The sequence below is a fragment of the Sphingomonas sp. Leaf407 genome (assembly GCF_001425385.1).
Classification (GTDB): Bacteria; Pseudomonadota; Alphaproteobacteria; order Sphingomonadales; family Sphingomonadaceae; genus Sphingomonas.
In genome coordinates, this window is the sequence record NZ_LMQO01000003.1 from 200236 (window position 1) to 212532 (window position 12297).

A 12297-nucleotide genomic window follows, 5' to 3' on the forward strand; every position below is an offset into this window, starting at 1 on the left:
CAATACGTATGTAATCTTCAACTACCTCAAAAACTTGCTGCCCAGGACCGGCAATATCACAGAAAACTCGCCCGCAGCCCGTCGATTACGAACTGCGCGGCCAGCGCCGCCAGCAGCACGCCGAGCAGCCGGGTGATGACCGCCTCGATCCGCGCGCCGAGCAATTGCATGATCGGCCCCGCCGCCAAGAGCGCCGCCAGCGTCAGCGCAAGGATTGCCCCCAGCGCGCCCAGCACCACGCCGCGCGCGGCCCAGTCGCCGACCTGGCTCATCAGCAGCATCACCGATGCGATCGATCCCGGCCCGGCGATCATCGGCATCGCCATCGGAAAGATCGACACGTCCTCCACTTCGGGGGTGTCGATGATTTCGCGCGCACGGTCCTCGCGGCGCTGGGTGCGGCGCTCGAACACCATGTCGAGCGCGATCAGGAACAGCATGATGCCGCCGGCGATGCGGAAGCTGTCGAGGCTGATGCCGAGCGCCTTGAGCAACGCCTGCCCGAACAGCGCGAACACCAGCAGGATCAGCGTGGCGATGGCGGTCGCGCGGATCGCCATTGCGCGGCGCTGCACGACCGACGCGCCCTTGGTCAGCCCGGCATAGATCGGCGCGCAGCCCGGCGGATCGATCACCACGAAGAAGGTGACGAGCGACGAGACGAACAGCTCGATCACAGCGTGGCGTCGTCGAACGGCAGCCCCGCGCGGCGGTGCGCCGCGACCAGCGTGTTGCGCAACAGGCAGGCGATCGTCATCGGTCCGACGCCGCCGGGCACCGGGGTGATCGCGCCCGCGACGCTGAGCGCGCCGGCATAGTCGACATCGCCGACCAGCCCGTCGGCGGTGCGGTTGATGCCGACGTCGATCACGGTCGCACCGGGTTTCAACCATTCGCCCTTCACGAAATTCGCCCGGCCGACCGCCGCGACGACGATGTCGGCGCGCCCGACATGGCCCATCAGGTCCTTCGTGCGCGAATGGGCGAGAGTGACGGTGCAGCTCTCGGCGGTCAGCAGCGCGGCCATCGGCTTGCCGACGATGGTCGACCGGCCGATCACCACCGCATCCTTGCCCGACAGGTCGCCCAGCACGTCCCGGAGCAGCAGCAGGCAGCCATAGGGGGTGCAGGGGACCATGCCGGGCAGGCCCGTCGCCAGCCGCCCGGCGTTGACCGGATGGAACCCGTCGACATCCTTGTCGGGATCGATCGTCAGCAGCACCGCATCGGTGTCGAGGTGGGCGGGCAGCGGCAGTTGCACGAGGATGCCGTCGACCGCCGGATCGGCGTTCAGCGCCTCGACCAGCGCGATCAGTTCATCCTGCGACACATCGGCGGACAGGCGATGTTCGAACCCGGCCATGCCCGCCGCGTGCGTCGCCTTGCCCTTCGAGCGGACATAGACCGCCGAGGCGGCATCCTCCCCCACCAGCACCACCGCGAGGCCCGCCGGTCGCCCGGCGCGCGCGGCGAATGCGGCGGCATGGGTCGCCACCTTCTCGCGAAGGGTGGCGGCGAAGGCTTTTCCGTCGATGATCCGGGCTGTCATGCCCGTTCCATAAAGGCTGGCGTCCGCCTTCGCCACCCCTGACGGGCAATGCCGCCTACGCCGCCACCCGTTCCTCGGTCAGCGCGTCGAGGAAGCGCTTGCGCCACCAGATCACGTCCTCCTCGACGACGTTGTCGACCATCTTCTGCCACCGCTCGATCCGCTCGGCGCGCGGCATGCGCAGCGCCTTGTCGATCGCGTCGGCCATGTCCTCGGCGCTGTACGGGTTCACCATGATCGCGCCGCACGCCAGTTGCTGCGCCGCGCCGGCGAAGCGCGACAGCACCAGCACGCCCGGATCGCGCGGGTCCTGCGCCGCGACATATTCCTTGGCGACGAGGTTCATCCCGTCGCGAAGCGGGGTGACGAGGCCGATCCGCGCCGCGCGATAGATGCCGGCCAGCACCTCGCGCGGATAGCCCTTGTTGACGTAGCGGATCGGCACCCAGTCGGTATCGGCATAGGCACCGTTGATCCGCCCCGACATCTGTTCGAGGCTGTTGCGGATGTCGCGATACGTCTGCACCGCGGTGCGCGACGGCGGTGCGATCTGAAGCAGATAGACCAGCGCGCGCCGGTCGGGATGGTTCTGGAGAAACCGTTCATAGCCCGCGAAGCGTTCGGGCAGCCCCTTGCTGTAATCCAGCCGGTCGACCCCGACGATCAGGCTGCGCCCGACCGCGCTTTCCAACTGGTTGAGCTGGGCCGCCTTCGCGACCGGACCGTTCGCCCCGGCCATGAAGTCCTTCGCCTCGATCCCGATCGGGCAACTGATCGCGCAGATCGTGCGCCCGCCGACCGTCACCTGATTGCCGTCGATCGATCCGCCCATCTCCTCGCGGACATAGTTGAAGAAGCTGTCGAGCCATTCCTCGTTCTGGAACCCCACCACGTCATAGGCGAACAGCGCCTCGACCATGCGGCGGTGATCGGGCAGCGCGGTCAGCAACCGGCGCGGCGGCCACGGGATGTGGAGGAAGAAGCCGATGCGGTTGGCCACGCCCTGCTGACGCAAAACCCAGCCGAGCGGGATCATGTGATAGTCATGGACCCACACCAGATCGTCGGGCTGGATATGCGGGCCGATGCGCTCGCCGAACACCCGGTTGACCCGTTCGTACCCGCCCTGGAAATCGCGCTCGAACTCGGTCAGGTCGAGCCGGTAGTGGAACAGCGGCCACAGCGTCCGGTTGGCATAGCCGTCGTAATATTCCTCCACATCCTGTTCGGACAAATCCATGACGGCGGACGTGACGCCGCCATAGGTCTGGAAGCGCAGGTCGCGGTTGTCGCTCGTCTCGCCCGACCAGCCGAACCAGATGCCCTCTTCCTCCGCCAGCGCGGCATTGAGCGCGACCGCCAGTCCGCCCTGCGCACCGCCGCCAGTGCCCGGCTGCGGCGCCTGCACCCGGTTGGAAATGACGATCAACCGGCTCATCGGACCATGTTCCATGACTTGCTCAACAGGACGGCCGAATTGATGAGGCCGACCAGCGAGTAGGTTTGAGGATAATTTCCCCATAATTCGCCGGTTTCGGGGTCGATGTCTTCCGACAGCAATCCCGCCGGGGTGCGCCGGTCGAGCATCTCTTCCAGCAGTTCGCGCGCATCGTCGTCGCGCCCGGTGGCGTGCAGCGCCTCGATCAGCCAGAAGGTGCAGACGTTGAACGCGGTTTCGGGCAGGCCGAAATCATCCTCGGTCGCATAGCGCAGCATGTGGCTGCCGCGCCGCAGCCCCTGTTCGACCGCCTCCAGCGTGCCGAGGAAGCGCGGATCGCCGGGTTCGAGGAAGCGCAGGTCGAGCAACTGGATGATGCTGGCGTCGAGGTCGTCGCCGCCGAACGTCGCCGACATGCGGTTCGTCTCGGGCCGCCATGCCTCGCGTTCGATCTTGGTGCGCATCGCGGTCGCCCGGTCGCGCCAGAACACCTCGCGCTCGTCCAACCCCAGCGTCCCCGCGACATTAGCCAGTCGGTCGCACGCGGCCCAGCACATCGCCGCGCTGTACGTATGGACATGGCTCTTGGTGCGCAACTCCCACAGCCCCGCGTCGGGCTTGTCGTACGCTTGCCACGCCCGTTCGCCGATCGGCTCCAGCGCCTCGAAATCGGCCTGTTTGCCGACGCGGAACAGCCGCTGGTCGAAGAAACCCTGTGCGTTCGACAGGATGATCTGGCCGTAGGCGTCGTGCTGAACCTGCTCATACGCCTGGTTGCCGACGCGCACCGGCCCCATGCCGCGATAGCCGTCGAGCCCTTCGGCCTCGCGCTCGACCAGTGTCGCCTCGCCGCCCACGCCGTACAGCGGCTGAATCTGCCCGTCGGCGGCATTGTCGACGATGTTGCGGAGGTATTCGAGATACCCCTCCAGCACGTCGAGCGCGCCCAGCCGGTTGAGCGCCTGCACCGTGTAATAGGCGTCGCGGATCCAGCAGTAGCGATAGTCCCAGTTGCGCTGTGACCCGGCATGTTCGGGGATCGAGGTGGTCAGCGCGGCGACGATCGCCCCGGTTTCCTCATGCTGGCACAGTTTCAGCGTGATGGCGCTGCGGATCACCGCCTGCTGCCATTCGACCGGGGTGGCGAGGCCGCGCACCCAATGCCGCCATTCGTCGATGGTGTTCTTGAGCATCCGCTCGACCGACGACGGCAACTCGTCCGAAAAACTCTCGTCCGGCCCGAGGAAGAAGTGCAGCGTGCGCTCGACGCGGAATAGCCGCTCGTCCTCGATCCAGCCGACCGGCGCGCTGGTCGACAGGCGGATCGCCTCATCGTCGAGCAGGTAGCGGATGTGGTTCGACCCGCGCGTGCGCGGCGCGGGCGCGCTGCCCCAGTCGATCGACGGGCGCAGCCGCACGCGGATGCGTGGGCTACCTTTCAGCGGACGGACGATCCGGCAGAACGCGACCGGCCGGTACATCCGGTCGTGCCGCTTGAAGCGCGGGCAGAAGTCGACGACCTCGATCGCATTGCCCGCCGCATCCTCATGCGTCGTCACCAGCACGGGCGTGTTGCGGATATAGCATTGCCGCGTCTCGACCACGCCGTCGAGGTCGATCTCCCAGAAGCCATAGGCGCCGTCCGACGCCCGCCGCCGGTCGTCGAGCAGCGACGAGAACGCCGGATCGCCGTCGACGCGCGGCAGGCAGCCCCACACGAACCGCCCGTTGCGGTCGACCAGTGCCGATACCTGGCAATTGCCGATCGGCCAGAGGTCCATCGTCGCGGTCATAGGGTGTTCTCCAGCCACTCAAGAAAGGCATCGACCGAGTCGACGCGGTAGCGCGCGGCGGTGTCGCGCATCGGCCCGATCAGGATGCCCGCGCCGCCGTGATGCGCCGCCACCACCATGCCGGGTTCGTCGGTCAGGTCGTCGCCGACGAACACCGGCGCATGGCCGGCGAACGGTGCGCCCTCGCACAAGGTCGCGATGGCGCTGCCCTTGTCATGCCCGTCGAGGCGCAGTTCGATCATCATCTTGCCCGGCTGCACCGTCAGCCCGTCGCGCGCGGCAAATGCCTCGACCAGCGCATGCGCTTCCTGTTCGCGCTCGGGTGCCGCGCGATAATGGATCGCGACGCCCAGCGTCTTGACCTCGATCACGATGCGCGGATCGTCACCCATCGCCCCGGCGAAGGCGCGTTCGGCGGCAGTCAGGCTCGTCGGGCGCTCGGGCACGGTCGTCTGCCCGCCCGCCGGGCGGATTTCGGCGCCATGGCTGCCCGCCACCGCGAAGTCGTGGATCGTCTCGCCCAGAAAGCCGTCGATCTGGGCGATCGACCGGCCGCTGACGATCGCGACCCGCCCTTCCAGCCGCGCCGCCGCGCGCCGCAACAACGCGCGGAGCGTATCGCCGACGACGATCGCCTCCGGCCGATCGACCAGTTCGACCAGCGTGCCGTCGAAATCGAGGAACAGGCCGGCATCGTCGAGCAGGCCGGGGGGCGGGGGAGGGAGGTCGAAATGCGCCATTGCCCCCTGAACGCGGTTCACGCTGAAATCGTTTCGCATATGCGAAGTATTTTGGCACTACGCATCGTTCGCGGGGGAATGGCGTTGAGCGGCACATGAAACGGATCGCGCGGATCATCGGCTGGGGACTGGTGTGGGTCACAGCGATCCTCTGCCTCGCGGCGGTGATCGTTCCGCGCTTCCTCGACCGGCTCTATTATCGCGGCGCGACCAGCGACCATTTCGACGGCGCACGCTTCTTCAACCCCGATGTCGACGATACCACCCATCCGTCGGGGCCGGGCGGACGCGGCGGCTTCCTGTGGCGACAGGCGACCGGCAGCGACGGGCGGCCGCCATGGCCGGCATCGGTTCCGGTCACGCCCGCCAGTCCCGCCGAACTGCTGCCACCCACGACGCTGCCGGCCCGCGATCCGGCGCGCACGCCGATGCGCGTCACGTGGATCGGCCATGCCAGCGCGCTGGTGCAGACGCCGCGCCTCAACATCCTGACCGATCCGGTGTGGAGCGAACGCGCCGGTCCGTTCGGTTTCGGCCCGAAACGGGTGGCGGCCCCGGGCATCGCGCTCGCCGACCTGCCGAAGATCGACCTGATCCTCCTCAGCCACAATCACTACGACCACCTCGACCTGTCGACGCTGACCGCGCTGTGGCGACGCGACCGGCCGACGATCGTCACCAGCCTCGGCAACGACGCGATCCTGCGCAGCGCCGGGATCGACGTGATCGCGCTCGACTGGCGACAGGCGGCGCGCCTCGGCGGGGCGACCGTGCATGTCGTGCGCAACCATCATTGGGGCAGCCGCTGGTTCGCCGACCGCAACCGCGCGCTGTGGTCGGCGTTCACCGTCGACCTGCCCGGCGGCAACCTGTTCTTCGCGGGCGACACCGGCCTCGGCGACGGCGGCTGGGTGGAGGAAGCGCGGGCGCTGGGGCCGTTCCGCCTCGCCCTCATCCCGATTGGCGCATTCCGGTTCCAGCCGGGCCAAATGGCGAGCGGCGCGCATATCGGGCCGGTCGATGCCCTGCGCGTCTTCAACCGGCTCGGCGCGTGGCGCGGCATGGCGATCCACTGGGGCACGTTCCGCCTGTCCTACGAAGGCTGGGCGACGCCGCCGCGCCTGCTCACCGCCGCGAAAGCCTGTGGCGGCGAAGGCGAGCCGGGCAGCCTCGGCGCCAGCTTCGGCGCGGTCCCGATCGGCCGGCCGGTCGACATCCCGCCGATCGCCTTCGTACCCGCCCCGCCACAGGTCGTCGCGCCGCCAGCGGTCGATTGGCGCGCGGTGCCCGCCTGCATGGACACCCCGGCGGTCCGCGCGCTGCGCTGAGCGCGGGTTTCTCCCCGCCGAACCAAACGTCATCCCGGCGAAGGCTGGGATCTCCCGGTGATAGCGCGTGGCAGGAGCCGCCGGGGCGGATCGACGTCTAACGAAACGCTGTCGCAACCTGCTCCCCTCCCTGACAAGAGTTTCGGGTCGGTCATGCCCCCGGCATGACCTGAACAGTGCGGGGCACTGTTCACCCGGAACTGGGTTGGGGGTGGGTTGGTTGGTTGTGGGGCGCTTCCGTTTCATCGCGGGCCGACCCACCCCCGCCCCCTCCCTTGTCAGGGAGGGGAGGTGCAACGCCCTCCGCCGGGGCGACGGGACCATGAGTACGTCGCAACCCCCAACGACGGTTGCGCGCCCCGGCAAAGCGCGGCAGAGCAATGCGCACCACGGGCACCGACGAGCGGAGGGGTGATGTGATGGCCGACCTGCCGATCCAGCGCCTCGGGCCGACGCTGCCGCCCGTCACTGGCACCGCGCCGCGCACCACCGATGCCGCGCCGACCCCGACACCCGCCGCGGCGCCCCCCATCGCCACCACTTCCCCGGCGGTGCAGACCATGCTCGGCGCGATCGCGCAGGCGGTCGCCGACCTCCCGCCCGGCACCGCGCTCGCCGTCTTCCTCGCCGCCGTCGAGCGGGTTACGGCCGAGGTCGAGGCGCGCGTCGCCCAGAATGCCGCGAAGCGCGGCGACCTGCAGCCCGATCCCGCTCGCCTCGCCACCGGCATGGCGCAGGTCAGCGAGCGCGACCTCGCCGCCGCCGCCGCGCTGATCGCCGGGCGGCTGGTGCCCGACCCGAGTGATCCGCTGGCCCCCGTCACCGCCGACGACACCCTTGCCCTCCCACCGGAACCGATGATGCGCGACCGCCTTTTCCTGCTCGATCCGACCTTCGCCGATCCGGCGCTCCCCGGCCGCAGCTTCTATTGCCGCGACTGCGTGACGATCGACGGCCTGCTCGCGTTGTTCCCGCAGGCCGCCGCCGGGCTGGACGTGATCCGCGTGCCATATCCCCGCCCGCGCGCCGCCGTGGTGCAGGCGGCGGGCATCGCCAACCAGAATCTGCCGCTGCTGGTGTTTGCGCAAGGCGCCGACCCGACGCTGGCCGACGGCCGCCACGGCGAAAGCTGGTTCGCCGCCGATCTCAAGACGATCCTGCGCGCTCTCCACCACCGCCACGGCTTCCCCGAAGCGCATCCCTGACCCGGCGCCGGGATAGCGCCCGCTTCGATAGCGCGCGATCGGCCTCTGGCGGTTGATCCATCCCGTTTGAGCCAGGCGTCATCCCAGCGAAGGCTGGGATCTCCCCGTGGTAGCGCGCAGCAGGAGCCGCTTGAGGCCCCAGCCTTCGCTGGGGCGACGCTTCTGGTCAGATGGATAAAAGTACCTAATCCTCCGCCGGCCCCGAGGGCGGCGGGGCCGACAGTTTGCGCAACGCCGCCGTCCGCTCGCGCTCGACCGCCGCCCGGTCGGACAACAGCCGCTTGCGCACCGCCAGATAATGCGTCGCCGCCTGTGCGTCCGCCTCGCTCCACTCGCGCTGCGGCAATTCGCGGCGCGCTTCTTCCAGCGCGGCGGCGCTTGGCACCGGGGTCGCGTTCGGCAGCCCGGAATGGCCCTGCGAGGCAATGTCGTACCAATGCGCCGCCGCGCGCGAGAAGCCGGGCAGCACGTCGGCCACCCGCTCGAACCGCTCGACCTCGGCCGCCTGCCGCAGCAGTTCCGCCTCGACCGGCAGCAGCGCGCGTTCGGCCATCACCTGCCGCAGCAGTCCGGCATCGCGATCGAACCGGTTCCACGCGGCATGATTGAACCCGTGCTGGCTGCGCTGAAGCCGCAGCGCGCGCAGCACCTCGCGCCGGTCGGGCCGCTGCCACAGATACCCCAGCCCCTGGATCGCGAACCACCCCCACGCCACCAGCGCGAAGGCGGCCAGCGCGAGCAGCAGGATGCGCCAGCCCGGCAACCCCGCCGCCGCCGCCGCCCATCCCTCGACCAGTGCGGTCAGCAACGCCGGGATCAACCCGACCCGTGGGTCCCGATACCATCCATCGCGCAAACCGCCTGCTCCTGTCCGTCGTTGAACCGCCCCGGTTATCCTGCCTGATTCCGGTAGCATAGCCGTACCCACCCGCTTTTAACGTCGCCAAGCATGAAGGGTGCTGGCATAGCGGGGCGGATGGACGATAGCGCTCAAATATCAATAACCTGTGATAGCGCCATCTGCGTTCCGCTGCGCGATGAACGGCGCAACATCGCCGGGCTGATCCGCGCGATCGCCCGGCAGGACCGGGCGATGCTGGCGCGGACGATGCTGTTGCTCTGTCTCGACGGCGATTGTCCCGCGACCCGCGCCGCCGCCGCGACCGCGCTCGCCGACGTGCCGTGGCTCGCCGCGCGGATCGTCGCCATTTCCCGCCTGTCGTCGCCCGACGCCGGCCGCGCGCGCGGCGCGGCGATGGACGCCGCGCTGCCGTTGCTCACCCCGGACGGCGTATTGCTGACCACCGATGCCGATACGCGGCCCGACGCCGACTGGCTCGCCACGTCGCTGGCCGCGCTACGCTCCTCCGATCTGGTATGCGGGCGCATCCGCCGCCGCGACGCCGCGCGCGACGCATGGCGGCGGCCGATCGAAACCTATCTCGACCAACTGACGGCGGCACGCGCCCGGATCGATCCGATCGCGCACGATCCCGACCCGCACTGGAACGAAGGCGGTGCCAGCATCGCGTTGACCACCGCCGCCTATCGCGCCGTCGGCGGCATGCCGATGCTGGCCAGCGGCGAGGATCGCGCGCTGGTCGATGCCGTTCGCCGCAGGGGCTTGCGGGTCCGCCACGACCCCGCCGTCCGCGTCGCCACCTCCAGCCGCGCAACCGGCCGCGCGACCGGCGGCCTTGCCGATGCGATCCGCGCCGGGCGGGCAGGGGCCGACGCCGGCCTCGTCGAACACCCCGCCGCCGTCCTCGCCCGCTTCGCCCGCGAAGGCGCGATCCGTCGCGCCTGGACCGCGCGCCGGCCGCTCCCCGCGTACGGGATCGACGAGGCGGCGCTGGCCTCCGCCGCCTGTGCCGAAGCGCTGTTCCATCATGCCGGCGGCGAGCGCGGCGGCCCCACGCCGATCGCGCTCGCGCTCGACTGGTTGCAAGCCCCGCGCCCGGCGGTGGCGGCATGACCCCGCTTGCCGCGATCCGCGCGATCGATCCCGCGCTGCCGCCGCGCGAGTGGATGGCCGCCGCCTTCGCCATCGCGCGCAGCGTCGGCCTCGACGACGCGACCTGCGCCAGCCCGGGCGAGGCCCGCGCACTGATGCGGCGGATGGCGGCGGCGGGCCGCGCCGATGTCGCCTTCGGCCGCATCCTCGACGGCCATGTCAACGCGGTGCAACTGGTGCGCCGCTACGCCCCGGCCTTCGCGATCGACGCGCTGCTGGCGAACGGCGCGATCCTCGGCGTGTGGAACTCCGACCTGCCCGGCGACGGCCTGCGCCATGAGGGTGGGGCCTTCGCCGGGGCCAAGAATTTCGCCTCGGGCGCGGGGTTCGTCACCCATCCGATCGTCACCACCGACGCCAACGATCCCGCCGGTACGCGGATGTGGCTGCTCGACATGGCCGCAGCCGACCCGGAGATCGACCGCGACTGGTGGCACCCGATCGGCATGGTCCGCTCCGAAACGCATATCGTCCATCTGGGCGGCGTGCCGCTTGCCACCGCACACGCCATCGGGGGCCCAGGCGACTATCAGCGCCAGCCCGATTTCAGCGCCGGCGCATTGCGCTTCGTCGCGGTGCAGGCGGGCGCGGTCCATGCGCTGTTCGATCACGTCCGCGATCACCTGAACGCCGGCAACCGCGCCGCGCATCCGCAGCAGGCGCACCGCCTCGCCCGGCTGTTTGTGCTGGCGGACGCCGGCTATGCGCTGATCGACGGCGTCGCCGCGCACTGGACCGGCGACGACGACGTCCTGCTCGCCCGCGTCGCGGCCGCGCGCGGCGCGCTCGAGGATATTGCGACCGAGGCGATGGCGCTCGCCCAGAGCGCGGTCGGGGTGCAGGGCATGTTGCGCACCCATCCGCTCGCCCGCACGCTGACCGACCTCACTGTCTATCTCCGCCAGCCCAATCCCGACGGCGCGCGCTCCCAAGCCGGCGCGGCGGCGGCGGCGGGCCGGATCGAGCCGGGCGCATGATCCTGCCGCTTGCCAGCGTCCGCCGCGCGCTGATCGTCGCACCGCATCCCGATGACGAGACTATCGGCTGCGCCGGGTTGATCCTGCGCCTTCGCCGACAGGGCGCGCGGGTCGACATCGTGATCGTCACCGATGGCGGCGCCTCGCACCGGGGCAGCGCGGCGTTCCCGCGCGCCCGGCTGGTCGCCACCCGCGCCGCCGAGGCCCGCCGCGCGGCAATGCTGCTCGGCATCCCCGCCGCCCGCCTCCACCTGCTGGCGCTGCCCGACGGCGGTCTCGACACGCTGGCGCGCCCGGCGCGTATCCGCCTTGTCCGGGCACTGGCGCGGTTCCGCGCCGATCTGGTGGCGACGCCGCTGCCCGACGATGCCCATCCCGACCACCGCGACACCGCTGCCGCCTGCCACCGCCGGAACGGCTGGACGCGGCGGATCGGCTATGGCGTCTGGCCGGGGCGGGGCAGGGGCCGCGCGACCCACCGCCTGCCGCTCGGACCCGATCGTCCGCGTAAAGCCACCGCGCTTGCCGCGCATGCGACGCAACTGGGGCGGATCACCGACGATCCCGCCGGCTTCACCATCGACGCCGCCACCCGCCGCCGCTTCCTGCGCCCGCAGGAATTCTACCGGCTGCTCCCATGAGCCGCGCGATCACCCTCGCCGGGTTCGAGGCGACGTTTCGCGGCAACCCCGATCCATGGGCGACCTTCACCGCGCGCGATGAAGCGCTGAAACGCCGCGCGATCCTCCACGCGCTGGGGCCGGGGCGACACGGCCGCCTGCTCGAACTCGCCTGTGGCAACGGATCGAACAGCGTGGCGCTTGCGCGCCACGCGCTCCGCCTCGACGCGACCGACGGCGCGCCCACCGCCGTCGCCCTGACCGCGCGGGCGCTCGGGGACCACCCCCGCGCCACCGCGATCCGGCTGGTGCTGCCCGGCCGGTTCCCGCATCGCCGCTACGACGCGATCGTCGTGGCCGAGGTCCTCTATTACCTCACCCCACGCGACCTGACCGCGCTCGCCCGCCAGATCGCGGCGACGCTGCGCCCCGGCGGCCGGCTGGTCCTCGCCCACCACCACATCCGTTTCCGCGACGTGGCGCAGCATCCGGCGACGGTCCACGCCCGCTTGCTCGCCGCGCTTGGCCGCAAGGCCTGTATCGACGTCGGCTATCGCACCGCGTGCTGGCGGGTCACCGGCTACGCCGTCGCTTGAAGAAAGTGTGATCGCGCAGAGGCGCGGAGGCGCAGAG

At 70.4% G+C, this 12297-nt stretch carries 12 protein-coding genes; 6 read left to right on the forward strand and 6 right to left on the reverse strand.

Features of this window, described 5'->3' with window-relative positions; translation table 11 throughout:
- Positions 1-56 precede the first annotated feature (56 nt).
- The 5 genes from ASG37_RS10295 to otsB are packed head-to-tail and all read right to left on the reverse strand — an operon-like array spanning position 57 to position 5541.
- Positions 57-677, reverse strand: coding sequence for a MarC family protein (locus tag ASG37_RS10295; RefSeq protein ID WP_055759332.1), 621 nt, complete (start codon positions 675-677; stop codon positions 57-59).
- Complete coding sequence (gene folD / locus ASG37_RS10300) at positions 674-1549, reverse strand: bifunctional methylenetetrahydrofolate dehydrogenase/methenyltetrahydrofolate cyclohydrolase FolD (protein ID WP_055760485.1); 876 nt, start codon at positions 1547-1549, stop codon at positions 674-676. Before folD ends, ASG37_RS10295 begins: the two co-directional genes overlap by 4 nt.
- 55 nt (positions 1550-1604) lie before the next feature.
- Entirely contained in the window at positions 1605-2987 is a 1383-nt protein-coding gene (locus ASG37_RS10305) for an alpha,alpha-trehalose-phosphate synthase (UDP-forming) (protein WP_055760487.1), read from the reverse strand.
- On the reverse strand, positions 2984-4780 hold the full coding sequence (locus ASG37_RS10310) for a glycoside hydrolase family 15 protein (RefSeq protein WP_055759334.1): 1797 nt from the start codon (positions 4778-4780) through the stop codon (positions 2984-2986). The genes ASG37_RS10305 and ASG37_RS10310 overlap by 4 nt, the downstream gene beginning before the upstream one ends.
- Positions 4777-5541, reverse strand: coding sequence for a trehalose-phosphatase (otsB, locus tag ASG37_RS10315; protein ID WP_235525178.1), 765 nt, complete (start codon positions 5539-5541; stop codon positions 4777-4779). Before otsB ends, ASG37_RS10310 begins: the two co-directional genes overlap by 4 nt.
- 74 nt (positions 5542-5615) lie before the next feature.
- On the opposite strand from otsB, the gene ASG37_RS10320 reads away from it, so the two are divergent.
- On the forward strand, positions 5616-6848 hold the full coding sequence (locus ASG37_RS10320) for an MBL fold metallo-hydrolase (RefSeq protein ID WP_055759340.1): 1233 nt from the start codon (positions 5616-5618) through the stop codon (positions 6846-6848).
- 419 nt (positions 6849-7267) lie between these two features.
- Positions 7268-8053, forward strand: a complete 786-nt coding sequence (locus tag ASG37_RS18065; RefSeq protein ID WP_235525179.1) for a DUF3088 domain-containing protein — start codon at positions 7268-7270, stop codon at positions 8051-8053.
- 184 nt (positions 8054-8237) lie between these two features.
- Here ASG37_RS18065 and ASG37_RS10330 read toward each other — a convergent pair whose 3' ends face one another.
- Positions 8238-8873: a hypothetical protein gene (locus ASG37_RS10330; RefSeq protein ID WP_055759343.1), complete on the reverse strand. Its 636-nt coding sequence runs from the start codon at positions 8871-8873 to the stop codon at positions 8238-8240.
- 156 nt (positions 8874-9029) lie between these two features.
- Here ASG37_RS10330 and ASG37_RS10335 point away from each other — a divergent pair, with 156 nt between their 5' ends.
- The 4 genes from ASG37_RS10335 to ASG37_RS10350 are packed head-to-tail and all read left to right on the forward strand — an operon-like array spanning position 9030 to position 12260.
- Positions 9030-10028: a glycosyltransferase gene (locus ASG37_RS10335; protein ID WP_055759346.1), complete on the forward strand. Its 999-nt coding sequence runs from the start codon at positions 9030-9032 to the stop codon at positions 10026-10028.
- Entirely contained in the window at positions 10025-11044 is a 1020-nt protein-coding gene (locus tag ASG37_RS10340; protein ID WP_055759349.1) for a hypothetical protein, read from the forward strand. The genes ASG37_RS10335 and ASG37_RS10340 overlap by 4 nt, the downstream gene beginning before the upstream one ends.
- The gene (locus ASG37_RS10345) at positions 11041-11685 is read left to right on the forward strand and encodes a PIG-L deacetylase family protein (RefSeq protein WP_055759352.1); all 645 of its coding nucleotides are present in this window, start codon (positions 11041-11043) and stop codon (positions 11683-11685) included. Before ASG37_RS10340 ends, ASG37_RS10345 begins: the two co-directional genes overlap by 4 nt.
- Positions 11682-12260: a class I SAM-dependent methyltransferase gene (locus ASG37_RS10350; RefSeq protein ID WP_055759355.1), complete on the forward strand. Its 579-nt coding sequence runs from the start codon at positions 11682-11684 to the stop codon at positions 12258-12260. The genes ASG37_RS10345 and ASG37_RS10350 overlap by 4 nt, the downstream gene beginning before the upstream one ends.
- Positions 12261-12297 lie beyond the last annotated feature (37 nt).

Bases quoted from the DNA above. Each gene is read 5' to 3' on its own strand.
- folD (WP_055760485.1), bottom strand. From the start codon at position 1,549: ATGACAGCCCGGATCATCGACGGAAAAGCCTTCGCCGCCACCCTTCGC.
- ASG37_RS10320 (WP_055759340.1), top strand. From the start codon at position 5,616: ATGAAACGGATCGCGCGGATCATCGGCTGGGGACTGGTGTGGGTCACA.
- ASG37_RS10305 (WP_055760487.1), bottom strand. From the start codon at position 2,987: ATGAGCCGGTTGATCGTCATTTCCAACCGGGTGCAGGCGCCGCAGCCG.
- ASG37_RS10340 (WP_055759349.1), top strand. From the start codon at position 10,025: ATGACCCCGCTTGCCGCGATCCGCGCGATCGATCCCGCGCTGCCGCCG.
- ASG37_RS10350 (WP_055759355.1), top strand. From the start codon at position 11,682: ATGAGCCGCGCGATCACCCTCGCCGGGTTCGAGGCGACGTTTCGCGGC.
- ASG37_RS10310 (WP_055759334.1), bottom strand. From the start codon at position 4,780: ATGACCGCGACGATGGACCTCTGGCCGATCGGCAATTGCCAGGTATCG.
- ASG37_RS18065 (WP_235525179.1), top strand. From the start codon at position 7,268: ATGGCCGACCTGCCGATCCAGCGCCTCGGGCCGACGCTGCCGCCCGTC.
- ASG37_RS10345 (WP_055759352.1), top strand. From the start codon at position 11,041: ATGATCCTGCCGCTTGCCAGCGTCCGCCGCGCGCTGATCGTCGCACCG.
- ASG37_RS10335 (WP_055759346.1), top strand. From the start codon at position 9,030: ATGGACGATAGCGCTCAAATATCAATAACCTGTGATAGCGCCATCTGC.